The sequence below is a fragment of the Bradyrhizobium sp. NAS80.1 genome (assembly GCF_001908205.1).
GTDB lineage: Bacteria > Pseudomonadota > Alphaproteobacteria > Rhizobiales > Xanthobacteraceae > Bradyrhizobium.
In genome coordinates this window covers 1-24,170 of record NZ_LGHL01000189.1, presented here as the reverse complement: position 1 = coordinate 24,170, position 24,170 = coordinate 1, and the positions used below count along the sequence as shown (strand labels likewise).

At 64.1% G+C, this 24,170-nt stretch carries 25 protein-coding genes and 1 pseudogene; 11 read left to right on the top strand and 15 right to left on the bottom strand.

Features of this window, described 5'->3' with window-relative positions; translation table 11 throughout:
• Together AC629_RS34935 and AC629_RS34930 are read left to right on the top strand one after the other, a co-directional pair.
• A partial coding sequence (locus tag AC629_RS34935; protein ID WP_143199669.1) for a DUF2147 domain-containing protein occupies nucleotides 1–371 on the top strand: 371 nt, incomplete at its 5' end.
• 178 nt (nucleotides 372–549) lie between these two features.
• Nucleotides 550–936: a hypothetical protein gene (locus AC629_RS34930; RefSeq protein ID WP_084809309.1), complete on the top strand. Its 387-nt coding sequence runs from the start codon at nucleotides 550–552 to the stop codon at nucleotides 934–936.
• A 109-nt stretch (nucleotides 937–1,045) separates the two neighbouring features.
• Here AC629_RS34930 and AC629_RS34925 read toward each other — a convergent pair whose 3' ends face one another.
• The gene (locus AC629_RS34925) at nucleotides 1,046–1,450 is read right to left on the bottom strand and encodes a (R)-mandelonitrile lyase (protein ID WP_084809308.1); all 405 of its coding nucleotides are present in this window, start codon (nucleotides 1,448–1,450) and stop codon (nucleotides 1,046–1,048) included.
• Nucleotides 1,451–1,472: 22 nt separating this feature from the next.
• Nucleotides 1,473–2,171 carry a ribonuclease activity regulator RraA gene (locus AC629_RS34920; RefSeq protein ID WP_027550912.1) on the bottom strand — a complete coding sequence of 233 codons (699 nt, stop codon included), beginning with the start codon at nucleotides 2,169–2,171 and terminating at the stop codon, nucleotides 1,473–1,475.
• Nucleotides 2,172–2,417: 246 nt separating this feature from the next.
• Here AC629_RS34920 and pxpB point away from each other — a divergent pair, with 246 nt between their 5' ends.
• The 3 genes from pxpB to AC629_RS34905 are packed head-to-tail and all read left to right on the top strand — an operon-like array spanning nucleotide 2,418 to nucleotide 4,981.
• The gene (pxpB, locus tag AC629_RS34915) at nucleotides 2,418–3,149 is read left to right on the top strand and encodes a 5-oxoprolinase subunit PxpB (RefSeq protein WP_084809307.1); all 732 of its coding nucleotides are present in this window, start codon (nucleotides 2,418–2,420) and stop codon (nucleotides 3,147–3,149) included.
• Nucleotides 3,146–4,183: a 5-oxoprolinase subunit C family protein gene (locus AC629_RS34910; RefSeq protein WP_084809306.1), complete on the top strand. Its 1,038-nt coding sequence runs from the start codon at nucleotides 3,146–3,148 to the stop codon at nucleotides 4,181–4,183. The genes pxpB and AC629_RS34910 overlap by 4 nt, the downstream gene beginning before the upstream one ends.
• A gap of 27 nt (nucleotides 4,184–4,210) precedes the next feature.
• Nucleotides 4,211–4,981, top strand: coding sequence for a LamB/YcsF family protein (locus AC629_RS34905; RefSeq protein WP_084809305.1), 771 nt, complete (start codon nucleotides 4,211–4,213; stop codon nucleotides 4,979–4,981).
• On the opposite strand, the gene AC629_RS45880 is transcribed toward AC629_RS34905, so the two are convergent.
• The 6 genes and pseudogenes from AC629_RS45880 to AC629_RS34880 all read right to left on the bottom strand — a co-directional run bounded on the left by AC629_RS45880 (nucleotide 4,982) and on the right by AC629_RS34880 (nucleotide 11,809).
• Nucleotides 4,982–5,134, bottom strand: coding sequence for a hypothetical protein (locus tag AC629_RS45880; protein ID WP_168195655.1), 153 nt, complete (start codon nucleotides 5,132–5,134; stop codon nucleotides 4,982–4,984).
• Between the two features lie 331 nt (nucleotides 5,135–5,465).
• Nucleotides 5,466–7,073, bottom strand: coding sequence for a sulfite reductase subunit alpha (locus tag AC629_RS34900; protein WP_084809304.1), 1,608 nt, complete (start codon nucleotides 7,071–7,073; stop codon nucleotides 5,466–5,468).
• Nucleotides 7,070–8,866: a NirA family protein gene (locus AC629_RS34895; RefSeq protein WP_084809303.1), complete on the bottom strand. Its 1,797-nt coding sequence runs from the start codon at nucleotides 8,864–8,866 to the stop codon at nucleotides 7,070–7,072. The genes AC629_RS34900 and AC629_RS34895 overlap by 4 nt, the downstream gene beginning before the upstream one ends.
• 13 nt (nucleotides 8,867–8,879) lie before the next feature.
• Nucleotides 8,880–9,710, bottom strand: a complete 831-nt coding sequence (locus AC629_RS34890) for a formate/nitrite transporter family protein (RefSeq protein ID WP_084809302.1) — start codon at nucleotides 9,708–9,710, stop codon at nucleotides 8,880–8,882.
• Between the two features lie 347 nt (nucleotides 9,711–10,057).
• A complete protein-coding gene (locus AC629_RS34885) occupies nucleotides 10,058–11,221 on the bottom strand; it encodes a CmpA/NrtA family ABC transporter substrate-binding protein (RefSeq protein WP_084809301.1) in 1,164 nt (387 codons plus the stop codon).
• Nucleotides 11,218–11,809: pseudogene (locus AC629_RS34880) on the bottom strand (ANTAR domain-containing response regulator). The gene AC629_RS34885 and the pseudogene AC629_RS34880 overlap by 4 nt, the downstream one beginning before the upstream one ends.
• Nucleotides 11,810–12,273: 464 nt before the next feature.
• Here AC629_RS34880 and AC629_RS34875 point away from each other — a divergent pair.
• Nucleotides 12,274–12,720, top strand: a complete 447-nt coding sequence (locus AC629_RS34875) for an SgcJ/EcaC family oxidoreductase (protein WP_168195654.1) — start codon at nucleotides 12,274–12,276, stop codon at nucleotides 12,718–12,720.
• Nucleotides 12,721–12,823: 103 nt separating this feature from the next.
• On the opposite strand, the gene AC629_RS34870 is transcribed toward AC629_RS34875, so the two are convergent.
• Nucleotides 12,824–13,135 carry a 1-deoxy-D-xylulose-5-phosphate synthase gene (locus tag AC629_RS34870; RefSeq protein ID WP_084809299.1) on the bottom strand — a complete coding sequence of 104 codons (312 nt, stop codon included), beginning with the start codon at nucleotides 13,133–13,135 and terminating at the stop codon, nucleotides 12,824–12,826.
• A gap of 200 nt (nucleotides 13,136–13,335) precedes the next feature.
• Between AC629_RS34870 and rimO the strand changes: the two genes are divergently transcribed.
• On the top strand, nucleotides 13,336–14,655 hold the full coding sequence (gene rimO / locus AC629_RS34865; RefSeq protein ID WP_084809298.1) for a 30S ribosomal protein S12 methylthiotransferase RimO: 1,320 nt from the start codon (nucleotides 13,336–13,338) through the stop codon (nucleotides 14,653–14,655).
• A gap of 10 nt (nucleotides 14,656–14,665) precedes the next feature.
• On the opposite strand, the gene AC629_RS34860 is transcribed toward rimO, so the two are convergent.
• On the bottom strand, nucleotides 14,666–15,607 hold the full coding sequence (locus AC629_RS34860) for a hypothetical protein (RefSeq protein WP_084809297.1): 942 nt from the start codon (nucleotides 15,605–15,607) through the stop codon (nucleotides 14,666–14,668).
• 295 nt (nucleotides 15,608–15,902) lie between these two features.
• Between AC629_RS34860 and AC629_RS34855 the strand changes: the two genes are divergently transcribed.
• Both AC629_RS34855 and AC629_RS34850 read left to right on the top strand, forming a co-directional pair.
• Entirely contained in the window at nucleotides 15,903–16,544 is a 642-nt protein-coding gene (locus AC629_RS34855) for a hypothetical protein (RefSeq protein WP_084809311.1), read from the top strand.
• Between the two features lie 266 nt (nucleotides 16,545–16,810).
• Entirely contained in the window at nucleotides 16,811–18,007 is a 1,197-nt protein-coding gene (locus AC629_RS34850; protein ID WP_084809296.1) for an acetylornithine transaminase, read from the top strand.
• A gap of 51 nt (nucleotides 18,008–18,058) precedes the next feature.
• Here the strand turns inward: AC629_RS34850 and AC629_RS34845 are convergent, their stop codons facing one another.
• From AC629_RS34845 to pcsA, 3 genes are all read right to left on the bottom strand, one after another.
• Nucleotides 18,059–19,033 carry a quinone oxidoreductase family protein gene (locus tag AC629_RS34845; protein ID WP_084809310.1) on the bottom strand — a complete coding sequence of 325 codons (975 nt, stop codon included), beginning with the start codon at nucleotides 19,031–19,033 and terminating at the stop codon, nucleotides 18,059–18,061.
• Between the two features lie 75 nt (nucleotides 19,034–19,108).
• On the bottom strand, nucleotides 19,109–19,846 hold the full coding sequence (locus AC629_RS34840; protein WP_084809295.1) for a TerC family protein: 738 nt from the start codon (nucleotides 19,844–19,846) through the stop codon (nucleotides 19,109–19,111).
• The gene (pcsA, locus tag AC629_RS34835) at nucleotides 19,843–20,610 is read right to left on the bottom strand and encodes a phosphatidylcholine synthase (RefSeq protein WP_084809294.1); all 768 of its coding nucleotides are present in this window, start codon (nucleotides 20,608–20,610) and stop codon (nucleotides 19,843–19,845) included. The genes AC629_RS34840 and pcsA overlap by 4 nt, the downstream gene beginning before the upstream one ends.
• Before the next feature lie 249 nt (nucleotides 20,611–20,859).
• Between pcsA and AC629_RS34830 the strand changes: the two genes are divergently transcribed.
• The gene (locus AC629_RS34830) at nucleotides 20,860–22,044 is read left to right on the top strand and encodes a UbiH/UbiF family hydroxylase (protein WP_084809293.1); all 1,185 of its coding nucleotides are present in this window, start codon (nucleotides 20,860–20,862) and stop codon (nucleotides 22,042–22,044) included.
• Nucleotides 22,045–22,062: 18 nt separating this feature from the next.
• Here AC629_RS34830 and AC629_RS34825 read toward each other — a convergent pair whose 3' ends face one another.
• Entirely contained in the window at nucleotides 22,063–23,016 is a 954-nt protein-coding gene (locus AC629_RS34825) for an AEC family transporter (protein ID WP_084809292.1), read from the bottom strand.
• Nucleotides 23,017–23,122: 106 nt separating this feature from the next.
• On the opposite strand from AC629_RS34825, the gene hspQ reads away from it, so the two are divergent.
• Nucleotides 23,123–23,455: a heat shock protein HspQ gene (gene hspQ, locus AC629_RS34820; protein WP_084809291.1), complete on the top strand. Its 333-nt coding sequence runs from the start codon at nucleotides 23,123–23,125 to the stop codon at nucleotides 23,453–23,455.
• Between the two features lie 81 nt (nucleotides 23,456–23,536).
• Here hspQ and AC629_RS34815 read toward each other — a convergent pair.
• On the bottom strand, nucleotides 23,537–24,170 hold a 634-nt coding region (locus AC629_RS34815; RefSeq protein ID WP_143199667.1), incomplete at its 5' end, for an invasion associated locus B family protein.

Sequence of the window (24,170 nt, the reverse complement as noted above, 5' to 3'; positions counted from 1 at the left end):
CTGCGCCCGCTCCGGTTCAAGCCGCCGCCGTCGCCCCGCCGGCTCCTGCAGCCGCGCCGGCGCGCGATCTCAATTCACCGCTCGGCGTTTGGCTGACCGAGGAGAAGGAAGGCAAGGTCCGCATCGAGCAGTGCGGCACCAACCTCTGCGGCTATTCGGTCGACAACAAGTCGAACCAGAATGGCGAGCAGGTCCTGATTAACATGAAGCCCGGCAAGGACCAGAAATGGTCCGGCCGCATCGTCGATCCTAACTCCGGCTCGACCTACGACTCGACGATCGCGCTGAAGGGCACCGACCGGCTTCGCGTGCAGGGCTGCGCCTTCGGCGGCATGTTTTGCGGCGGCCAGACCTGGACGCGGGTGAACTGAGTTCGAGCTCGCCATTCCGACGAAGACAAGGGGCCTGCAACGGCCCCTTTGCTTTTGCGCGCTGTGGCATTGCCAAGGTCCGCCACCTTACAGAGCTTCCTACTCGCGTGACAACGCTCACATCGCTGGCTCCGCGCCCATGCCACGATCCCCGCATGGTCAACCACAGGGGCGTGTCATGAACCGATTTCGCAAAGGTCTCTTCGCCACCATTGTCGCTATCGCCTTCCCGCTCACGCAGGCAGGCGCGGCCACAACCACCTTTGACGGCGCGTGGAACGTGCGCATCGCCTCTTCGAGCGAGGCCTGCGGCAACGGCGCGACCGTCTCGATCGGCATCAACAATGGTCAGATTGCATCAAGCAGCGCCGCGGTGACGGCGTCGGGGCGCGTCGCCGAGGCCGGCAGCATCAATGTCACCTTGAGCACCGGCATCAAGCGCGCGGTCGGCTTCGGCCGGCTCAGCGGCACCTCGGGCTCTGGCACATGGCGCGGCGCCCTGTGCGCGGGCACGTGGACGGCGGAAAGAATGTTGGTCTTGTGTCCCGGACGCGGCGCGGCATGAAATGACGCGACGCTGAGCCGGGACCAAGAGACTTCGTTTGGGGAAGATTTCTGGGCCCCGGATCAGCAACGTACCGCTTGCGCGCCGCGTTGCATCCGGGGCACGAGATCTAGCCGAGCGGAGCCGAATATTCGGCATCGGTAACAGGTTCGAGCCAGGTCGAGAACACGCCGTCGAGCGCTTCCTGCATGGCGATGTGGCACATGCTGTTGTTCGGCGAGGCGCCGTGCCAGTGCAATTCCCCCGGCGGAATCCAGATGGTGTCGCCGGGGCGAATCTCGCGAATCGGACCGCCCTTGGCCTGTATGCGACCGACGCCGGAAATGACGTAGAGCGTCTGCCCTAGCGGATGGTGATGCCAGTTAGTGCGCGCGCCCGGCTCGAACGACACGCGCGAGCAGTTCAGCCGTGCCGGCGCGGGCGCCATGATGACAGGGTCCTGCAGCACGGTGCCGGTGAAGTGTTCCTTGGGCGCGCGGCGGGTCGGCCGCGTGCCTGCGACTGTGATCTCCATGGGGGTACCTCGTTTCCTTCGATTACTTCTTGCTTGCCGCGTAGCGCGCCTTGGTCTCTGCGTTCATGGGATAGAGGCCCGGCAGCACCGCGCCGTTGTTCACCTCGTTGACGATCCAGGCCTCCATTCGTTCCTGCTCGACGCCTTCGGCGAGAACGTGGTCGAGCATCGCCTGCGGGATCAGCACGCAGCCGTCCTGGTCGGCGACCACGATGTCGTTCGGGAATACCGCGACGCCGCCGCAGCCGATCGGCTCGCCCCAGCCGACGAAAGTCAGGCCCGCAACCGACGGCGGCGCCGCATAGCCGTCGCACCACACCGGCAGATTGGTGCCGAGCACGCCCTCGACGTCACGCACCACGCCGTCGGTAACGAGCGCAGTGACGCCGCGCTTGACCATGCGGGCGCAGAGGATGTCGCCGAAGATGCCGGCGTCGGTGATGCCCATGGCATCGACCACGGCGATGCAGCCTTCCGGCATCGCCTCGATCGCGGTGCGGGTCGAGATCGGCGACGACCAGGATTCGGGTGTCGCCAGATCTTCGCGCGCCGGCACGAAGCGCAGCGTGAAGGCCGGTCCCACCAGCCGCGGCAGGCCCGGGCGCAGCGGACGCGCGCCGCGCATCCACACGTTACGCAGGCCCTTCTTCAGCAGGACCGTAGTGATGGTGGCAGTGGTGATGCCGGCGAGGGTCTTGCGGGCTTCGGGGGACAGCGACATGAAAACAGACGAGCTCCGGATGGGCGGGAAAGAACGCGCGCATCTTGCGAGCCGCAAGCCTTGCGTCAAGGGCCAAGAAGGTACTGGGAACGCTGCACGCAAGGCTGTTATGCGACGCGATAACAAGGCTTTATCGCGGACCCCTGCATTAATTTATTGGACTTGCGGGCGCATTTACGCGAAGCAGGGTGACGCGGAACTCAAGGCAGAGCCCGCGCTTTTCCAAAGGCCCGATTTCGACAGCTCATGGCCGCGACGCTCCCCCCGCCCCGCCTTCTGCCCAGTGGCGACAGCGCCGTCACGGTCGAGTTCAGCCGCACCATCGACGACGCCGCCAACGAGCGCGTGCTCGCGCTCGACAAGGCGCTCGCCGCAGCGCCCATCGAAGGCATCACCGAGTCTGTGCCGACCTATCGCTCGCTGCTGGTGCATTACGATCCCGGCAAGATCGGCTTCGACGCGCTCGGCGAAAAGCTGCTTGCGATCGCCAGCCAGCCGCTGCCGCCAGCCACCAAGGCGCGGCGCTGGCGTATTCCCGTCGCCTACGGCGGCGAGCACGGCATCGACCTCGAGGAGGTCGCCAAGGCCCTGAACACCACGCCCGACGATATCGTCGCCCGTCACGTCGCCGGCGACTATCGCGTCGCCATGATCGGCTTCACGCCGGGCTGGTCCTATCTCAGCGGCCTCGACAAATCCCTGCACATGTCGCGGCGGCAGAGTCCGCGGCTTTTCACACCCGCCGGCACGATCTCGATCGGTGGCGTCCAGGCGGGCATCCAATGCCTGGCTGCCCCGAGCGGCTGGCACCTGCTCGGCCGTACGCCGGTGCGGACCTATCAGCTCCACCGGAATCCGACCTTTCTCACCGAACCCGGTGATCGCGTGACGTTTTTCGCCATCGACCACAAGACGTTCGAGGAACTGGACCGCGCCGCCGAAGCCGGTGAGATCATCGCCGAGCAGGTGGTCGCATGAGCCGGCTCGTGGTCGCCAGCATCGGCCCCGCAAGCTCCGTCCAGGATGGCGGTCGCCACGGCGCGCAGCGCTACGGCTTGACTGTAAGCGGCGCGATGGACCGCCTGTCGTTGGCAGCGGCGAACACGCTGGTCGGCAACGAGCCGTTCGCAGCCGTTGTCGAGATTGGCCCGTTCGGCGCCACGTTCACCGCCAAAGACGGAGCCGTGCGCGTTGCGATTGCCGGTGCGCCGCGCAATGCCGACATCGCCGGGCGGCCCGTGGCCATGGACACATCAGCGACGCTCAAGGATGGCGAGACGCTGACGCTGGGCTTTGCCCGTAGCGGCGCCTTCACCTATCTCGCGATCGAAGGGGCTATCCGCGGCGAGCTCGTGTTCGGTAGCCTCGCGGTGAATGCCCGCGCCGGCCTCGGCAGCCCCTACCCGCGCCCGCTGCAGGCCGGCGACGAATTCAGCGTCGATGCCGCGAGTGGTGCACCCGAGCTACGCATCGAACTGCCTAAGCCCGTGAGCGGCCCGATCCGCGTCGTGCTGGGCCCGCAGGACGACGAGTTCGACGACGCCAACAAGGCGCTGTTCCTGGGCAGCGAATGGAAGATCTCGGCGACCTCCGACCGCATGGGCTATCGGCTCGAAGGGCCCGCGATCAAGCATCTGCACGGCCACAACATCGTCTCCGACGGCACCGTCAACGGCAGCATCCAGGTGCCCGGCAATGGCTCCCCGATCGCGCTGATGATGGATCGCGGCACCTCCGGCGGTTACCCAAAAATCGCGACCGTGATCACGGCCGATGTAGGCCGTCTGGCACAGACCTCGGCGGGAACCGCGTTCCGCTTCCAGCAGGTCACCATGGCTGAGGCGCAGGACGAGGCGCGCAAGTTCGCGCAACTGATCCGGAACCTGCCCGATCGCCTGCGCTCCGCCGACGCCGTCGCACTCAACATCGAGGCGCTCAGCGATGCTAACGTTGCGGGCTACGCGGTGAGCGCCGTGGATGCCGGGACGTGGCAGGTCGCGGCAGAGCCGTAAACAACAAGACCAGATGCGGAGAGCACCATGAAGACGATCGATCTCAATTGCGACCTCGGCGAAGGTTTTGGCGCATGGGAAATGGGCAACGACGCCGCGATGATCGAGCTGGCGAGCTCGGTCAACGTCGCCTGCGGCTTCCACGCCGGCGATCCCGATATCATGCGCCGGACGGTCGAGCTGGCGAAGGCGCGCGGTGTCTCGGTCGGCGCCCACCCTGGATATCGCGACCTGCACGGCTTCGGCCGCCACCCGATCGCGGGCCTGAAGGCCTCCGAGATCGAGAACCTCGTCGCCTACCAGATCGGCGCGCTGCAGGCGATCGCGACCGCGGCCGGTCATAAGGTCACGCATGTGAAGGCGCACGGCGCGCTCTCCAACGTCGCGTGCGAGGACGACATGACCGCCAAGGCGATCGCCGCCGGCATCAAGGCGGTCGATCCCAGCCTGATCTTCGTCGTGCTCGCCAATTCGAAGCTGGTGAAGGCCGGCGAAGACGCCAATTTGCCGATGGTGCACGAGGTGTTCGCCGATCGTGCCTATGAGGACGACGGCAACCTCGTCTCGCGCAAGAAGCCCGGCGCGGTGCTGCACGATGCCAAGGCGATTGCCGACCGCGTGGTGCGCATGGTGCAGGACGGCGCGGTGGTCTCGGTCACCGGCAAGGTCATCAAGATGCGCACCGACACGGTCTGCATCCACGGCGATACACCGGGTGCAGTCGACATCGCACGTGGCTTGCGTCAGGCGTTGAAGGATGCAGGGATCGAAGTCGCGCCGTTCAAGCGCGGGGCGTGATCAGAACGGGTGTACCGAGAGTGTGCCGAAGACGATCGCGGCGATGACTGCGAAGGCGCTGTAGAGGGCGACGTGGTGCATGCTTGTCCCGGTCCGACGCGAGAGCGCGCGCGCGTAGAAGTGCAGCCTGGCTTCCGCCGATAGTTCGCGCATGGTCGATCTCCAACGCCCCATTTGCGGGATTATGAAGGATCAACCCGGGTGGCGGGCAAGTCGGCGGCGGAAATAGCGATGCGGGTTCTCTGAGGCCCCCCCGTCGCAGGCACAAATTCTCTTCACCTGCGGATTCCGAGAATATTATTCGTTAAAGTCCGAGCCAGCTGGAACCGGCCCGGATGACGACGGGATGACAGTCGGAGCGAGGCTTCAAAAGGTCGTCCGACAAAAAATGTCGAAAACAACCCCATGCAAAGTAGAAACCGCCTTTCAGCGCGACGCCTCGCGCCTGCGCCGCCGGGACGATTCACGCTGATCCCATCGCTCTTTAGTAGACGTCAGCCTGGAAGCGGCCCTTCTTCTTGAGCTCGGCAACAAAACTCACGGCTTCGTCGGTCGAACGTGCCCCGAACTGGGCGACGATGTCGACCAGCGCGCGCTCGACGTCCTTGGCCATGCGCTTGGCATCGCCGCAGATGTAGAAATGTGCTCCCTCGGCGAGCCATGTCCACAACTCGCGGCCGACCTCGCGCATGCGGTCCTGCACGTAAAACTTCTTCTCGCCGTCGCGCGACCAGGCCAGCGACAGGCGCGTCAGCAGGCCCGATGTCTTCATCGCGTTGAGCTCCTCCTGATAGAAGAAGTCGCAATCGCTGCGCTGGTGGCCGAAGAACAGCCAGTTCTTGCCCGGCGCGCCGGTCGCCTTGCGGTCGAGCAGGAAGGCACGAAACGGCGCGATGCCGGTGCCGGGGCCGATCATGATAACAGGCGTCTTCGGATCCTGCGGCAGGCCGAACCCATGCGCCTTCTGCACATAGACCTTGAGCTTATCGCCTTCATTGATGCGCTCGCCGAGGAAGGTCGAGGCAACGCCGAGGCGCTTGCGCTTGCCGATGACATAGCGCACGGAATCGACCGTCAGCGACAGCTTTCCGGGCGTCGCATTGTGCGACGAGGAGATCGAGTAGAGCCGCGGCTGGAGCGGCTCCAGCGCCTCGACGAAGGCTTCGGGATGCGGCCGCGTGCCGGAAAACTTCTGCAGCGCCGCCATGACGTCGAGCGTCGCGGCATCGCCATCGGGATCCTCGCCCTGCGCCAGCGCCCTCGCCTTCTCGCGCTGCGCGCCGCCAGTAATGAAGGAGATCAACTCGAACAGCTTGTCGGGCGCAGGCGATAGCGACACGTCCTCGATCAGCGCCTCACGCAGCGTCTTGCCGTTGACCTTGATCGTGTGGGAGGCGCCGAGCAGCGCAATGATCTGGTCGACGAGACCGACATCGTTGCGCGCGAACACGCCGAAGGAATCGCCGACGACATAGTCGAGCTTGCTCGCGGAAAGATCGAACTCGATGTGATAGGTTTCCTTCTCCGAGGCCCCCTTGTTGAGCAGGCGCCGCGACAGGAAGGTCGCTTCGGCCGGATTTTCGCGCGCGCGGCCGAGCTCGGCCTTCACCTCAGGCGCAGCCGGAGCGCTCGCTGCCGCACCCGCAGCGGGCTTTGCAGCGGGCGTTTTGTCAAGCTCCTCGAAGAGCACCTTCAACATGCGCGCCGTCTCCTTGCCGCCGGGGGCGCAGAGGTTGAGGCGGGCTTCGCTCTTGTTGGCGATCGAGTCCGAATAGTCGGCGCAATTGTAACCGCACTGGCCACAGTCCTGCTGCGCCATCGCCGCCATCATGCGGCGCCGGAGCGGACGTCCCTCCGCGAGCTTCATGCGATCGGCAATCGGCATTGCCGGATCGTGCCAGGGTGCCTCGCCGTCATCGCCATCGCCTTGTGGCGCGAGCATCGCGCCGTTCTCGGCGGGCAATAGCGGCGTCGAGCCATCAAGACCGAGCATGCCGACGAGAAACCCGTTCAGCCACAGCCGCTGGCCTTCGCTGAAGGGCGCGTTGGCCGGAATGATCTCGATCTTGGGAGGCGCGGTCATCTGGGTCATGCTGCTGCTTCCGCTTCGGCGAGTTTGCGCAAGGCTTCACCGTCGTGGCGACGGGAGAAGGTCAGGAACGTCTCTTCGGGCGAGGTGCGATTGGCGAGATAGGCCTTCAAAAGCCTCTCGACGGTCTTCGGCACATCCTCGGCCTTCACGTCGTGGAACACCTCCTGCCCGATATCGGCATCGGGACCGAAGCCGCCGCCGGTGAACAGATGATAGCCCTCAACCGTGTCCTCTTCGCTCGCGCCAGGCACCTTGGCGGCGATCAGGCCGATGTCGGAGATGTAATGCTGGGCGCAGGAGTGATGGCAACCGGTCAGATGGATGTTGAGCGGCGTGTCGAGGCTGAGGCGTTCATCGCACCAGTCGCCGATCGCGGCGGCATGACGCTTGGTATCGGAGGCCGCGAACTTGCAGCCGGCATTGCCGGTGCAGGCGATCAGGCCGGCGCGCACGTTCGACACCTCAGTGGCGAGACCGAGCTTATCGACCGCTGCGGCGACGAGCGCGACGTTCTCGTCGCGCACGCCGGAGATCAGAAGGTTCTGCCAAACCGTCAGGCGGATATCGCCATCGCCGAGATCCTGGGCGATCCCAGCGATACCGCGCATCTGCTCGCAGGTGAGCTTGCCGACCGGCAGCGCCACGCCGACCCAGTTAAGCCCTGCCTGCTTCTGCTTGTGCACGCCGACATGGGCCATGCGGTCGGGCGCCGGACGCGGCGCGAGCGCCTCGGCCGGCACGCGCGCGAACGGCTTCTTGAGTCGCTCCTCGACCAGCTTGAGGAACCCGTCGTGCCCCATGCTGTCGAGCACATATTTCAGCCGCGCCTTGTTGCGGTTGGTGCGGTCACCGTGCTCGATGAAGACACGTACGATCGCATCCGCGACTGATGTCGCGTCCTCGGGGCGAACGACGATGCCCGAATATTTCGCGAAATCCTTGTGACCGGTGATGCCGCCCAGACCGAGGCGGACCCAGACGCCGGGTTCAACGCCAAAGCCGTCCTTTACCTCGACCGCGGTAAAGGCGATGTCATTGGTCTCCTCCAGTGCGGCGATCTTGCCGGCGCCGTCGAAAGCGACGTTGAACTTGCGCGGCAGGCCGAACAGCGAGCGATCGTTGAGGATGTGGTAGTGCCATTCGCGCGCATAGGGACGCGTGTCGAGCAGCTCCTGCGGATCGATGCCCGCCGTCGGCGTGCCCGTGACGTTGCGGATGTTGTCAGCGCCCGCGCCGCGCGAGCACAGGCCGATGTCCTGGACGCCCTCGATCAGCGCAACCGCATTCTTCGGCTCGATCTCGCGGATCTGGAAGTTGGCGCGCGTCGTGACATGGGTGTAGCCGCCGCCATACGCCTCGGCCAGATCTGCAAGCCCCGACATCTGCCAGTGCTTCAGGATGCCGTTGGGAATGCGCAGGCGTGCCATGTAGGAGGTCTGCGCCGGCGCCACCCAGAAGATGCCGTAATAGCGCCAGCGAAAATTGTCCGCCGGCGTCGGATTGGCGTTGTTGCGCGCCTGATCCTTCAAGCGATCATAGGCGTCGAAGGGATGCATCTCGCGCTTGAACTTCTCCTGGTCGGCGAGCTTCTTGCCCGCCGCAATGAGCTTGTCCTGCGCCTTGATGTGCGCGGCATCCGGACCGGTCGGCTCCGCGGGCGCTACTGCACCCGGCGCACCGCCGGCTGCGAAAGCGCGCCCGACACGTCCGACCTGCATGCCGGACATGAATCCTTCGAGATAGCGCTTCTGCTCGTCGGAGAAATCGGTCGTGGGTGCTGTATCGAGTTTCATGGGCTGAATGGACCTACTCTGCTGCCTGGACCGCGACCTGCGCCACGTCGGCCACGGGCTTTGCGGGCTTGTACGTCGCGTAGAGCGCAAGGCCGGTGAACACGAAGCCACCGACGAGATTGCCGAGCGTCACGGGGATCTGATTCCAGAGCCACCAGTCGGTGACGGAGACCTTTGCGCCGAGCAGCATTCCGGTGGGGATGACGAACATGTTGACGACGGCGTGCTCGAACCCGAGCGCAAAGAACAGGAAGATCGGCAGCCAGGTCGCCGCGATCTTGCCGACCGTCGAGGTCGAGGTCATCGCCATGACGACGCCGAGGCAGACCAGCCAGTTGCAGAGCACAGCCTTGACGAAGACCGAGACCATGCCGGCAGTGCCGATCGCGGCATTGCCGATGGTCTTGGCTTCGGCGACCGCGACGATGCGGGCGGCAACGCCGGCGACTTCTACCTTGCCCATGTTGGTGAGCGAGATCGCAATCAGCGCGCCGAAGGCGAGGCTGCCGAGCAGATTGGCGACGAAGACCCAGGACCAGTTGGCGATCACGGCATTCCAGCTCGCCTTGCCTTCGAGGCGCGCGAGCGGAACGATGGCGAAGCTGCCGGTGACGAGTTCGAGACCGAGCAGCACGATCATCACGAGGCTGACCGGGAAGATCAGCGCGCCGACGATGGGCTGGCCGGTGCTGATGGCGCCCGTGAAGGCGAGCGTGGTGGCGGCACCCAGCAGCGCGCCCGAAATCGCGCCGCGGATCAGGAGGTCGCGCGGGGCAAGTGCCAGCTTCTTCAGGCTGGCATCGACCATCGAGGCCACGACGTCGGAGGGTTTCGCGTAATCCATATCGAGCTCCAGCTTGCCGCGCGCGGGGCGGCGTCAACGGGTGAAACGGACATTGATCGCGGGGAGCAGGTTGCAGGCGCGTGCCTCACCGGAACCCGGAGCGATCCGATCAGCCTCGTTGCTGCGGAAATCCACCATGGATTTGGAGCCGTCGGCGCCCACGCCGGGCGGCTTGGGCTCTATCTATTCAAGACGTGTGCCAACGCAGCGAGAACCTAAAATACCAATAAAATCATATATTTGATTATATGTGCGGCGCATCAAGTGGATCAAAATTCATGCCACTTCGGGCAGCAACAGCCCAAAGTTTAAGCTTCGAATCATGATGATTGTTTTTTAGGCAGTCGCTACGACGCCTGGCGCCCGACCCCGAATGAGGCGAGATAACCGCCGACATCCCCGGGATCGAAGGCTGGGCCTGCGAAGGCACTGAACGGGCTGCTCGCCTGGCCGTCGCCGGCCCGTCCCAGCGCAGCGTCGTAGAGGTCCGGCCGGAACACGCCCATGGCGGTCTTAAGCGCCTCCGGGGTCAGCGCCGTCTGCCCCCAGCGCACCATCTGCGCGTAGAGCCAGGCTGCCTGGACCGGGTCCGGGCGCCCTGCCCCTTCGCGTCCGACCAGGAGATAGCGGCCGCTTTCGCGCACCGTGCCGTCGGGCGAGATCTTCAGGCGCCCGACGAGCGACCGCTGGATCACCTCGGCATCGACGCCGATCCGCTCGGGCTGCGACAGGATCTGCGCCGCCTCGGTCAGGTTTGCGGGCTGCTCTATGAACTCGGCAGACTTCACCGCCGCGCGCACCAGCGCCGCGACCACGTCCGGATGCTTGTCGGCCCAGACCTGGCGCACCGCCAGCACCTTCTCCGCAGCGCGCACCAGGATGTCGGAGACAAAGTGCAGGATGTGCCCGATGCCGAGATCGACAGCGACCGAATTCCAGGGCGCACCGACGCAGAACGCATCGACATGTCCGCTCTTGAGGCTGTCGACCATGTAGGGCGGCGGCAGCACCACGAGGCGCACATCCTCGTCCGGATCGACGCCCGCCGCCGCCATCCAGAACCGCAATTGGTAATTGTGGGTCGAGAACGGGAAGGTCATGCCGAATGTCAGCGGATCGGCCCCTGCCTTGCGCCGCTTTGCGACCACCTTCGCCAGCGCCTTGGCGGTCGCGAGTGGATCGAAGCGGTCGCCGTCGATCTCCTCCATCAGCGCCGCATGGAGCGCCGGCGAGACCGTGATCGCGTTGCCGTTGATGCCGAGGTTGAAGGGCGCCAGAATCGGCACCTTGACGTGGCCGAGCCCGAGCGAGGACGCGATTGCCACCGGCGCGAGCAGATGCGCGGCGTCGAACAGGCCGATGTTGAGCTTGTCGCGCACGTTGGACCAGGACACTTCGCGCACCAGCTCGACCTCGAGCCCCTCGGCGGCGGTAAATCCCTTGTCGACAGCGACGATCAGGGCGGCGGCATCGACCAGCGGGATGAACCCTATGCGGAGGGGAGCGGTCATTTCAGCATCTCCGACGCGGTGATGATCGACTGGGCGATCTCGCCGATCTTCTTCTTCTCGCGCATGGCGGTGGAGCGCAGCAGCACATAGGCCTCGTCCTCGGTGAGGCCCTTGACCTTCATCAAAATCCCCTTGGCCTTCTCGATGATCTTGCGATCCTCGAGCTGCGACTTGGTGCGCTCCAGCTCCTCCTGCAGCTTGGCGAAGGCGTTGAACCGGGACACGCAGAGGTCAAGGATCGGCTTGATGCGCTCCTTCTTCAGTCCGTCGACGATGTAAGCAGATACCCCCCGCCTCCACGGAGGCCTGGATCGAGGCTGAATCACTCTGATCGACGAACATTGCGATCGGCCGCCGCACGGCGCGGCTGACCTGGAACATCGCCTCCAGCACGTCGCGGCTGGGGTTTTCCAGATCGATCAGAATGATGTCGGGGTCGACCGCATAGATGCGGGCAAGCAGGCTCTGCATCTCGCGGATATGGACGACCTGCGTAAATCCGGCTTCCCGCAATCCTTCCTCGAGGATCGCAGCCCGGATCGGGCTTTCGTCGACAATCACGATTTTAGGCGACTGTTCGGCGCTCATAGCTCACTCACCACCAGCGAGTCATCCATAGCACGCCGGAAGGCGATGCAAAGGGTTGTAATTATTGGCAATTGGGACTAGCTCGTGCCTGTCAATCAGGCAGATGAGATATAGATCAGACGGCCGCGCCAAAGGTCAGCGTCGTCCCGCTCGGGCGCGCCTGAGACGACGGATGAGACTCTCCGAGCCGGCTACTCCCAAACGAACAACTCCACGAAGGCGGCACTGATCGGGACGATCAACTCGTCCAGTAGGGCACGTACTCGTGAAAGCGAGAAGTTGGCTTTCGGATGCGAGGCAAGCCTCTGAAGCTCAATGCGGGCCCTACGGGTCGTGACTCTTGGCGGACAGCTTGGGCCGCGGCCGATTGTCAGCTTCCGGCCCGACTTGGGCCTCAACTACAGTGCAAACGGAACTCTACTGGGAGCATTGCACAGAATTCGATAAATCTCCGGGAGGCTATGATGAAAGATCTGGCGCTTGCGCTTTGCCTTTTGTTTGCAACTTCCACAACAGCTGCATTTGGGGGACCCGCAGAAGACGCCAACGCGGTGATCGACCAATGGTCGGCCACCTACAGCGCAAACGATCGCGACGCGCTTGTAGCTCTATACGCCCCGGACGCGATCCTGCTCGGAACGACAAGCCCGGTGATTTCCGAAGGCACGGAGGGGATACGAAAGTATTTTCAGGAATTGCCGGGGAGCGGCCGTAAGAACACGATCGTCGAGAGACGGACGATCGTTCTCAGCGACACTTCCGTCGTAGGGACCGGATTTTATACGTTTACCCGGACCGCAGAGAACGACACTCCCCGCCCTTCACGCTTCACCATGGTCGTCGTAAAACGCGACGGTCGATGGATGATCGCCCACCACCATTCGTCGCCGTTGTCGGCTGCACGTCAATAGCCGCGGAAGTCCGGGCAGGCTTTCGGATGCGAAGCAGAACTCATGTGCCCAATCCGAGCCTTATCGGTCGCAACCCAAAGCAGGAGAGCGACGTTCGTAGAATTCAATCGGAGAACTTTCCTCTAATGTCACGCCAGTATTCCTCGGCGACTTCAGGATCGATTTCGACAGGTGCGGAGCTCTCAGCGTAGAGGCGATCTTTGCCGTCTTTTCGCGGACCCGAAATCCAAAACCTTTCTCCAGTTTCAACGTCGAAGAAATTTGCCTTGAACCCACTGCCTTTCAGGCTCTGGAAAGTGCGCCCTTCATAGCTGATAGATTTGCCTGTCTTCGAGAACGTAACGCGGCCAATCCGCGCCGGTCCATTCAGCGAAGAGGACTTGTTCTCGATATACATGATGCGCGTTTTCGGCATCGATCTCCGCTCCGCCCTGCTCTTCGCGCATAAAACACTTCACCTCAATCCAGCAACTTTTAGGTGAACATTTCTTTAGCCGTCGTTAAAGGCTTGGCCAAAATCATCGCGGGAACATGCGCGGCGGTTGAATTTTTCTATCGGGACAATTAGTTAGATCGCAAATCCGGACAATTCAGCTGTAGGTTCCAGGCGATTACATGGAAAGAGCGCCGCGTATATCTTTCACGTCACTCGGTTGCCCCAAGGCATTGGTGGATTCCGAGCGCATCATCACGCGCCTGCGCGCCGAGGGCTACGAGCTCGCCCGCAAGCATGACGGGGCCGACATCGTCATCGTCAACACCTGTGGCTTCCTCGACAGCGCCAAGCACGAATCGCTCTCGGCTATCGGCGAGGCCATGGCCGAGAACGGCAAGGTGATCGTGACCGGTTGCATGGGCGCCGAACCCGAGCAGATCGAGCAGGCCTATCCCGGCGTGCTCTCGATCACCGGCCCGCAGCAATATGAGAGCGTGCTGGACGCCGTCCACCGCGCGCTGCCGCCTGCGCACAATCCGCATCTCGACCTGGTGCCGCCACAGGGCATCAAGCTGACGCCGCGGCACTACGCGTACTTGAAGATCTCCGAAGGCTGCAACAACCGCTGCACTTTCTGCATCATCCCGAAGCTGCGCGGCGACCTCGTCTCGCGCCCGGCCGATAACGTGCTGCGCGAGGCCGAGCGCCTGGTCGGCGCTGGTGTCAAGGAGCTCCTGGTGATCTCGCAGGACACCTCGGCCTATGGCGTCGATCTCAAATACGCCGAGAGCCCGTGGAAGGATCGACAGGTCCGCGCCAGATTTCTCGATCTCGCGCGCGAGCTCGGCGAACTCGGCGCCTGGGTCCGGCTGCAATATGTCTACCCCTACCCGCATGTCGACGAGGTCATCGCGCTGATGAACGAGGGCAAGGTGCTGCCCTATCTCGACATCCCCTTCCAGCACGCGAGCCCCGAGGTGTTGAAGGCGATGAAGCGTCCAGCGGCGCAGGACAAGACGCTGGCGCGGATCAAGCGCTGGCGCGAAGAATGTCCCGATCTCGCACTTCGCTCGACCTTCATCGTCGGCTTCCCCGGCGAGACCGATGCCGACTTCGCCTATTTGCTCGACTGGCTCGAGGAAGCCGAGATCGACCGCCTCGGCTGCTTCAAGTATGAGCCCGTCGCCGGCGCCACCTCGAACGCGATCGAAAACCCTGTACCGGAAGAGGTCAAGCAGGAGCGCTACAACGCGCTGATGGCGCGCCAACAGAAGATCTCGGCACGCAGGCTGAAGCGCAAGGTCGGCACGCGCCAGCAGATCATCATCGACGAGGTCGGCCCGACCGTTGCAAAGGGCCGCTCCAAGGCCGATGCGCCGGAGATCGACGGCGCGGTCTACCTCTCGAGCCGCCGCCCGTTGCGCGTCGGCGAGATCGTCACCGCGAAGATCGAGCGCGCCGACCAATACGATCTGCACGGCAGCGTCGCTGGGTACTGACGCCGCCGCGTCAGACCAGCCACTTCGGCACCCAGCGCTCGGGACGTGGCGCGCGGGCAAGATCAGCCTTGGCTTCGGTCAGTTTTGCCGGCTCGCCATCGATGGACGGGCGCGCATCGTAGTCGAACTGCGGCATGATGCGGCCATCGCCATAGAGCCCGAAATTCATCCCGTACCACAGTCCGAGTTCTGGCTGCGCACGGCGCATCTCCTCGCGGAGATCGCGCAGCAGGGACTCGATCGAGGCGGCCTCCTCGAACGGCTGCGGCCCGCGCGCCAGGACGCGGGCCTGGTACTGCGCGCCAACGATGGCGACCTCGAAGCGCGTCTTGTCCCAGGGGTTCCTGCCTTTCGGCAGATGTGCAGATAATCGCCAACCGAGTTCGGCCATCAGCCGGTGATTGGCCCAGTAGTCTTCGCGATCCCGGCTCCATTTCTCCACGAAGCCACGGAAGTCTGGCAGTTCTGATGCCCCTTCGTCGGGCGCCATATGCTCACCGACCGGCCGTCCTGCGAGCCATTGCGCGAGCTCGACCGTCTGGCACTCGACCTCCTCATTCGGCAGCAGATCGCTCCAGGCCTTGTCGAATTGCTTCGACGTCAGTTTCGCGAGCAAACTATCGAGGCTCGGCGCGAGCAACTCGTAGTCGCCTTCGGATCCCAGTCCGACGATCGGCGGATTGTCGCGGTCGAGACCGGCGCCATACCAGCCGCCGACGGCCGAGCCGTCCGGCAGCCGCATAAACAGCGAAAACCTGTCGCGCAAGGGACTGCCGTCGACGATCGGCGCATGGTCGGAGAACTGGCCTTGCAGGGAGAAGCAGCCGACGCTGCCCCAGGGACGCCCCTTCAACCAGCCGGCGAAGTCCACCAAGAGCGGCGGCGCCTCGATGCCCGGAGGAAACGCGCCGTGAATGCTATCAAGATCGATCGGATAAGGCGTGTCAGACAAGGCTCAAAACAATCTGGTTGGTCCCGCCTTCTTGGTCTGAACCGTCGTTCGTTCGGTTCGAGACCAAATTGCGCCCCTCGATCACAAACGCGCTAGAGGCTTGTTTGTTTCCATCGAGACGCACCGCGAGACTGGACTTCGATCGCGATTCGGTGATCTCTCAGTAGTCCTCTACCACAACGTCACCGCAATGCACGGCACTGCACGCTGCGAAGTGACACTATTGTGCATTCACGCATCGGTCACGGATTCGTCCTAACTCTGGCGCGCCTTTCAACGCGAGCGAGGATTGATGATGAGCCGCCTCTCGGACATGCTGCGCACGCAGCGCTTCGACGATTACCGCTTCTACCACCAGAGCACTGTCAACCAGACGCTGCACCTCTTCAGCGCTCTGATCTTCCTCGCCTGCTATGCGCTGCTGTTCAAGGACCCGGCGCTTGGCGGACTCGTCGGCTGGCTCGCGATGCTGACGCGTCAGACCGGGCATTTCTTCTTCGAGCCGAACGGCTATGACGCGGTCAACGACGTCAGCAACGAATACAAGGAAGCGGTCAAGGTCGGCTATAACCAGACCCGCAAGATCATCTTGCTGCTGGTCTGGGGCAGCGCTCCGCTCGTGCTGTACGCCTATCCCACTCTGTTCGGCCTGTTCGATCCGCCCGCAGGCCGGCTCGACTTCATCCGCCATGTCGGCTTGCTATGGCTGACGATCGGCATCGGCGGCGGACTTGCGCGCATGATCCAGCTCTTCGTGACGCGCGACGTCACGACCGGACTGGTCTGGGTGTTCAAGGTGCTGACCGATCCCCTCCACAACATCGCGCTGTACTGGTCATCGCCGCTCAAGCTGTTGCGCGGCGAGTTGATCGACACGGCGATCGCCGATGCGGATTGGGGCGGCGAGCACGCCGAAGAAGCTGCGCATCCGACCTGACAGATGCACGCCTGGCGGGTGTCGTGGAAAACACCCGCTTGACAAGCCCAGCACTTCGGCTGTAGGGACGCGCCCCATGATCAACTCTCGGACCCACCGCCGCGCAGCTTTCCGTCGTCGCACCCGCGACGATGATGGGTTGCGCCATGTCCGACGACGCCGCTGAGCTACTGAATTCAGCAGAGTTCTCGAGAAGGCCGCACCCGCAAAGTGCGGCCTTCTTGCTTTTCGCGCGCCTTTTTCACCCGCCCCCAGAGGAGTTCGACATGACCACCGCCACCCATCCGTATGACGCGCTGATGGACATCACTGCACGGCCCAAGGCCGTGTTCGTCCGTGGCGCCGGCTCGTACCTTTGGGATGACAGGCGCAAGCGCTATCTCGACTTCGTGCAGGGCTGGGCCGTGAACTGCCTCGGCCACTCGCCGCCCGCGATCGCCGACGCGCTTGCCGCGCAGGCCAAGCGGCTGCTGACGCCGAGCCCGGCCTTCTACAACGAGCCGAGCCTGAAGCTCGCGCAGGCGCTCGTTGCAAATAGCGCCTTCGACCAGGTGTTCTTCGCCAATTCAGGCGCGGAAGCCAACGAGGGCGCGATCAAGCTCGCGCGCAAATATGGCAGCCTGCACAGAGGCGGCGCTTTCGAGATCATCAGTTTCGAAGGCGGCTTCCACGGCCGGACGCTGGCGACGATGTCGGCCTCGGGCAAGAAGGCGTTCGAGCCGCTGTTCGAGCCGAAGGTCGCCGGCTTCAAGAAGGCGAAGCTCAACGACATCGGCTCGGTCGAAAGGCTGATCAACGACAACACCGTCGCGGTGACGCTGGAGCCGATCCAGGGCGAGTCCGGCGTATGGCCTGCGACCGATCAATTCCTGAAGGAGTTGCGCGCGCTCACCGAGGCGCACGGCCTCCTCTTGATCTTCGACGAGATCCAGACCGGCATGGGCCGGACCGGAAAACTCTTCCACTACGAACACACAGGCATCGCGCCCGACATCATGACGCTCGGCAAGGGCATCGGTGGCGGCGTGCCGCTCGCGGCCCTGCTCGCGACCGAACGCGCCTCCTGCTTCGAGCACGGCGATCAGGGCGGTACCTTCAACGGCAACCCGATCATGTGCGCGGCGGGTCTTGCCGTGCTGGACGAGGTCGGCAAGCCGGACTTCCTGAAGGCGGTCACCGAGACCGGCCTGCTGCTCGAAAGCGAGTTGCAGAAGGTCTCAGTGCGGCACGGCCTCGGCGGCGTGCGCGGACGCGGCCTCTTGCTGGCGCTCGACCTCAAGCTGCCGATCGCGCCCGGCATCGTTGCCCAGGCGTTCGAGGCAGGCGTGCTCCTCAACGCGCCACAGCTCGACACGCTGCGCTTCATGCCGGCGCTGAATGTCACGCGGGCTGAGATCGCCGAGATGATCGATTGTCTCGATGCGATCCTGACCAAGGCCGGCGCGGCACGGCGGGTGGCGTAAGCTGCGTCATTCCGGGGCGGCTCAAAGAGCCGAACCCGGAATCTCGGCGAACTACGGCTTCAGGATCGACGCGCCCGTCGTCTTGCGGCTTTCGAGATCGATATGCGCCTTCGCGGCGTCCTTCAGCGCGTAGGCATGGTTGATCGGAACGTGCAGGCTGCCGCTGATGACAGCGGCGAACAGCGTGTCGGCGCCTTCCAGCAGCTCCGAGCGCTTGCCGATATAGTCGTTGAGCTTCGGCCGGGTCGCAAACAGCGAGCCGTGATGGTTGAGCTCGGCGATCGAGAACGGCGGTACAGGACCTGAAGCATTGCCGAAGGAGACGAACATGCCGCGCGGCTTCAGGCAGGACAGCGAGCCCGGGAAGGTCGCCTTGCCGACGCCGTCATAGACGACGTCGCAGCCCTCGTTGCGGCTGATCTGTTTTACACGCGCGACGAAGTCTTCTTCATTGTACAGGATGACGTGGTCGCAGCCATTGGCCTCGGCGAGCTCCGCCTTCTCGCGCGAGCCGACGGTGCCGATGACATGGGCCCCGAGCGCCCTCGCCCATTGGCAGGCCAAGAGGCCGATGCCGCCGGCCGCGGCATGGATCAGCACGCGATGATGCGGCTCGACCTTGAAGGTCTTGTGCAGGAGATACCAGACGGTCAGCCCCTTCAACATCAGCACGGCGCCCTGCTCGTGGGTGATGTGGTCGGGCAGCTTGACCAGTTTCTCCCAGGGGATGTTGCGCTCGCCGGTATAGGCGCCGAGATTGTGGTAGTAGGCAACGCGATCACCAGGATGGAAATGCGTCACGCCCGGCCCGACCGCGACGACCTCGCCCGAGGCCTCGTTGCCGGCGATGAAGGGCAGCTCCGGCGCCTTGTAGAGGCCGGTGCGGTAGTAGACGTCGATGAAGTTCAAGCCGACCGCATGCTGGCGGATGCGCACCTCGCCGGTAGCAGGCGGCGGCACGTCGACGCTCTCATAGACCAGGGCTTCGGGGCCTCCAACCTTGTGCACACGGACGGCTTTGGTCATCACCTGACCTCCTCTTCTCGCGGCTGAGCGAAAGACATCGCGCCCGCATTGTCAACTCGACCCAGATTGGAACGCCTAAGCGGGCGGCCTAGCCGCCGCTTTCATGCGGTTGCGCTTCGCCAGCACGTTGAAGAATTCAACCGCCGCCGAGAACGCAATTGCGAAATAGATGTAGCCGCGCGGGATGTGGAAGTGGAATCCGTCCGCGACCAGCGCGACGCCGATCAGCACCAGGAAGGCCAGCGCCAGCATCTTCGTGGTCGGATGCTCCGCGACGAATCGCGACACCGGCCCTGACGAAAGGTACATGATCAGGCAGGCGATCACGACGGCCGCGATCATGATCTCGATGTCCTGCGCCATGCCGATCGCGGTGATGATCGAGTCCAGCGAGAACACGATGTCGATGACGATGATCTGGGCAATCACCCAGAAGAAGGCGCTGCCCCCGGAGGCCTGATCGCCTTCGCCGTCATCGGCTTCGACCTCGGCGTGGATCTCATGCGTCGCCTTCGCGATCAGGAACAGGCCGCCGCCGATCAGGATGAGGTCGCGCCAGGAGAAGTCGTAGTCCCAAAGCGAGAACACCGGTGCGGTCAGGCCGATCAGCCAGACCAGCAGGCTGAGCAGGATAATGCGGAAGACCAGCGCCAGCCCCAGCCCGATCTGGCGGGCGCGGAGCGCCTGCTTCCCGGGGATACGCGAGACGATCACCGACAGGAAGATGACGTTGTCGATGCCGAGCACGATCTCGAGCGCGGTCAAGGTGAGCAGCGCGGCCCAGGCTTCGGGGCTGGTCAACAGGTGCATCATCCGAAGGATCTTGCCAGCCGGATCAGCGCGTCGCTGAAGCTGATCCAGAGCGCGATCGCGCAGAGTGCGACGGTCACGCCGGTGCCGACCTGAAAATCCATCTCCAGCGTGTAGAGCCCGAGCAGCCCCCAGATCACGATCAGCGACATGGTCAGCCAGCGCAGCCGCACGACACGCACCGGATGCAGCACGTGGAACGGCACGAACGTGAGCACCACCAGCGTTGTGACCAGCATCGTCGACAACACCGGCGGCCAGTGCAGCAGGAACAGGTAGAACGCCGCGGCGTTCCAGAGCGCCGGAAAGCCGCGAAAATGGTTGTCGTCCGCCTTCATCCGCAGGTCGGCGAAATATAACGCACTGGTGACGATGATGGCGACGCCGAGCAGCGGCGCCGCAACGGGCAGCAGCAGCCCACTTGCCACGATCGCGTAGGCCGGCACGAAGACATAGGTGACGAAGTCGACCACGAGGTCGAGCACGTCGCCCGACCAGTTCGGCTGGACGTTCTTGACGTCGAGCCGGCGCGCGATCGGACCATCGATCGCATCGATGATCAGCGCGACGCCCAGCCATTGAAACATCGCCGCCCAGTGCTCGCGCACGGCCTCGAGCATCGCCAGCAGCGCGACCGCCCCACCGAAAGCGGTGAAGATGTGCACCGAGAAGGCCGCGGCGCGGACCGCCGGTTTCGGCTTCAGGGAATCCTGCTGGGTATCCATGGTTTCTGCTATCAGAATGAGACCAGTTTGCACATCCGCCATTGCGGCGTTCGGCCGTGCAATTCGTTATAAACTCAGGGAAAATCAGTGGGAAGGCGAGCTGACGGTCTCCGCATCGTCATTCCGGGGCGACGCGAAGCGTCGTGCCCGGAAGCCATTTCACGGCTATCTCTGCGGCCCAATGGATTCTCAGGTGCGCAATTGCGCACCGTAGCGCCAAGAGGCGCGCCCCGGAATGACGGCGGCGAGACTTCAGCTTGAATTTGCCGTGGGGCGTGTCATTTGTCCTTCATGACAGACGCATCGACACTCTTTGACACGGCCGTGATCGGCGGCGGACCGGCGGGACTCGCGGCGGCCATCGCACTGGCCCAGGCGGGCGCACGGACCGCGCTTGTGGCGCGGCGCGTGCCCTACGCCGACAACCGAACCACCGCGCTGCTCGGTGCCTCCATCGATCTTCTGGAGACGCTCGACGTCTGGCCGCGCTGCAAGGACAAGGCGGCGGCGCTGGAAGTCATGCGCCTCGTGGACGACACCGGACGGCTGTTCCGCGCACCGGAGGTACGGTTCTCCTGTCACGAGATCGCTCTCGACGCCTTCGGCTACAACATCGATAACCGCTCGCTGATGCTCGCGCTCGAAGAGCGCGCGGCAGAGTTGCCCAATCTTGTCCGCTTCGACGATGAGGCCGAAAGCGTCGTCATCAAAGCCGATGACGTCGCGATCCGCACTGCCTCCGCACAATTCCTGTCAGCCCGGCTCGTGGTCGGCGCCGACGGCCGGCATTCGCTGTGCCGCGAGGCCGCCGGCATTGCAGTGACGCGGCGCGAACTGACGCAGACCGCACTGACCTTCAACGTCGGCCACACGCGGCCGCATCGCAATGTCTCGACCGAGTTCCACACGCCGCACGGGCCCTGCGTGTTCGTGCCCCTGCCCGGCGACCGCTCCAGCATCGTCTGGGTATCCGCTCCGGCTGAAGCCGAGCGGCTTCGCGGCTTAAGTGACGCGGAGTTGTCGGCCGCGATCGAGAAGCAGGCGCATTCGATCCTCGGACGCATGACTGTCGAGCCCGGGCGCAACCTGTTCCCGCTTGCCATCGAACGTCCGAAATCCTTCGGCCGCGACCGCATCGCGCTGGTCGGTGAAGCCGCCCATGTTGTTCCCCCGATCGGCGCCCAGGGCCTCAACCTCGGCCTGCGCGATGCCGCCGACATTGCCAGGCTCGCCGGCGAGGCCATCGCATCGGGCCAGGATCCCGGCGCGGACGAGGTGCTCAAGCGCTACGACCAGGCGCGGCGTCCGGACATCTTGAGCCGGACGTTTGCGATCGACATCGCCAACCGCTCGCTGCTCAACGATTTCCTGCCGCTCCAGCCGGCGCGCGCGATCGGCATGCACCTGCTCGGCGCAATCGGGCCGCTCAGGCGCTTCGCCATGCGCGAAGGCCTGACACCGACCTGGCGAGGGTAATTGGGGCGGTAAGGCCGTTCAGGGAAACGCCAGCCGACCGGTCTGGATTGCCCACATCACGCTGGTCAGCGTGACCACGGACGCAAACGTCCCGAGCAGCACCGCGACAGAGGCGGATTCGATCCAGGCATCATTCTGCCGGGCGATGACGAACACGTTCAGCGCCGGCGGGAGCGAGGCCATCAGCACGGCGGTCGCGGCCCAGGGCTGCGCGAACGGACCGAACGCGAGCATCAGACCAAACGCGGCGAGCGGGTGGATCAGGAGCTTGACTGTAATCACGCCCGGCACTTCCCACGGCACGCGGTCGAACGGGCGGAGCGCGACGGTCACACCGAGCACGAACAGCGCCGTCGGAGCAGCTGCGTTCTGGAGGAAGGTGATGGTGCGGTCGAGCGCAACCGGCAGCTCGATATGCAGCGCCGCGACGGCCGCGCCGAAGCAAGCCGACATGATCAACGGATTGAGCACGATCTGCTTCAGCACCACGCCGAAGGCATGCAGGAGCGAGGGATGGTCGCGGTCGGAAATTTCGATCAGCAGGGGCACGACGGTGAACAGGAAGATGCTGTCGCAGCAGAAGATCAGCGCGGTTGGCGCCGACGCCATCGGTCCGAGCACGGCGAGCGCCAGCCCCGGTCCCATGTAGCCGATATTGCCGTAGCCGCCCGACAGACCTGCCAGCGTCGCCTCGCGCAGCGATAGCCGGCCGAGAACCTTGCCGATGACCAGCGCGACGGTGAACGCCGCAACCGTCGACAGCGTGGTCGCGACCAGGAACGGCGGGTTGTTCAGCTCCGCAAAGGGTGTCTTCGACATGATCGCGAACAGCAGTGCCGGTAGCGACACGTAGAGCAGGAAGAAGTTCATCCAGGCCAGGCCCGATTCCGGCAGGGATTTCACCTTGCCGCAGGCGAAGCCGACAAATATCAAGCCGAAATAAGGTAGAGCCAGATTGAGGATATCGACCATTGGTAAAGTATTTTCTGAAGACTTGGGGGCTATCTGCCCCTTACCGGCGGGTTAATTCGAAATGAGGCCACTAGCATCGGCCACAATCCTGGTCTATCGACGGGGGATGATTAAAGCGCGGACCGCCAAATTCCAGATCGGACAGGTCGTGCGCCACCGGATCTTCTCGTTCCGGGGCGTGATCTTCGACATCGATCCGGAATTCAACAACACCGAGGAGTGGTGGCTGTCGATCCCCGAGGAGGTGCGGCCCCACAAGGACCAGCCGTTCTATCACCTGCTCGCGGAGAACGCGGATTCGGAATACGTCGCTTATGTCTCCGAGCAGAATCTCTTGCCGGACGATTCCGGCGAGCCGATCCGTCATTCCCAGGTCGCCGAGATCTTCATCAAGGACAAGGGCGGCGGCTACCGTCCGCGCAATCCCTCGCTGAACTGAATTTCGCCGCCAGCAAGCGGCCAGCAAAAAAAGGCGCTCGAGGTGAGCGCCTTTTTCATGTCTGGACGTCTGCGGCCCAGATTACTTCTGACCAGCCGCCGGTGCGCCGGGAGGCGTGCCCTGCTGCTCGAGCTTCTTGCGCTGCTCGTCGGCCTTCTTCTGAAGCTCTTCCTGGAGCTTCTTCTGGGTTTCCTCGAACACCTTCGGATCGGTCGGCGGACCGTCATAGGCCTTCTGGAATTCGCCGGCGAGCGGCAGCGGCAGCGTCAGCGGAGCGCCGTTGGCATTGATCGCCTGAACAACGAGGTTCTGGCCCTTCTTCATGTTGTTGATGAGCTCGGGCGTGGCCTCGTAGTCGGACATGCAGCCGTTCTGGAAGCAGATCACGTAAGGGCTCTGCAACGGCGCGTTGTTGTCGACGATGATGCGGGTGCCGTGCACGAGCTGCATGCCGAGCGGCAGCGTCACGCGCAGGATCTTCTTCGGCTCACCTTCGGGCTCGATGATCACGGCCGCGATGACCGGCTGGCCCGACTCGATCCGGCCGTCCTTGCCGGTGAAGCAGACCTGCTTGGCGTTGGCGTCCTGGCCCTTGAGGCAGAACTTCGTCCAGGGGGCGTAGATCAGCTGGATCTGCTGATCCGCGGGCGCGGCTGCGCCCTGCTGCGCCGGAGCGCCCTGAGCTGGAGCCGGCTGGGCCGGTGCCTGAGCCGTC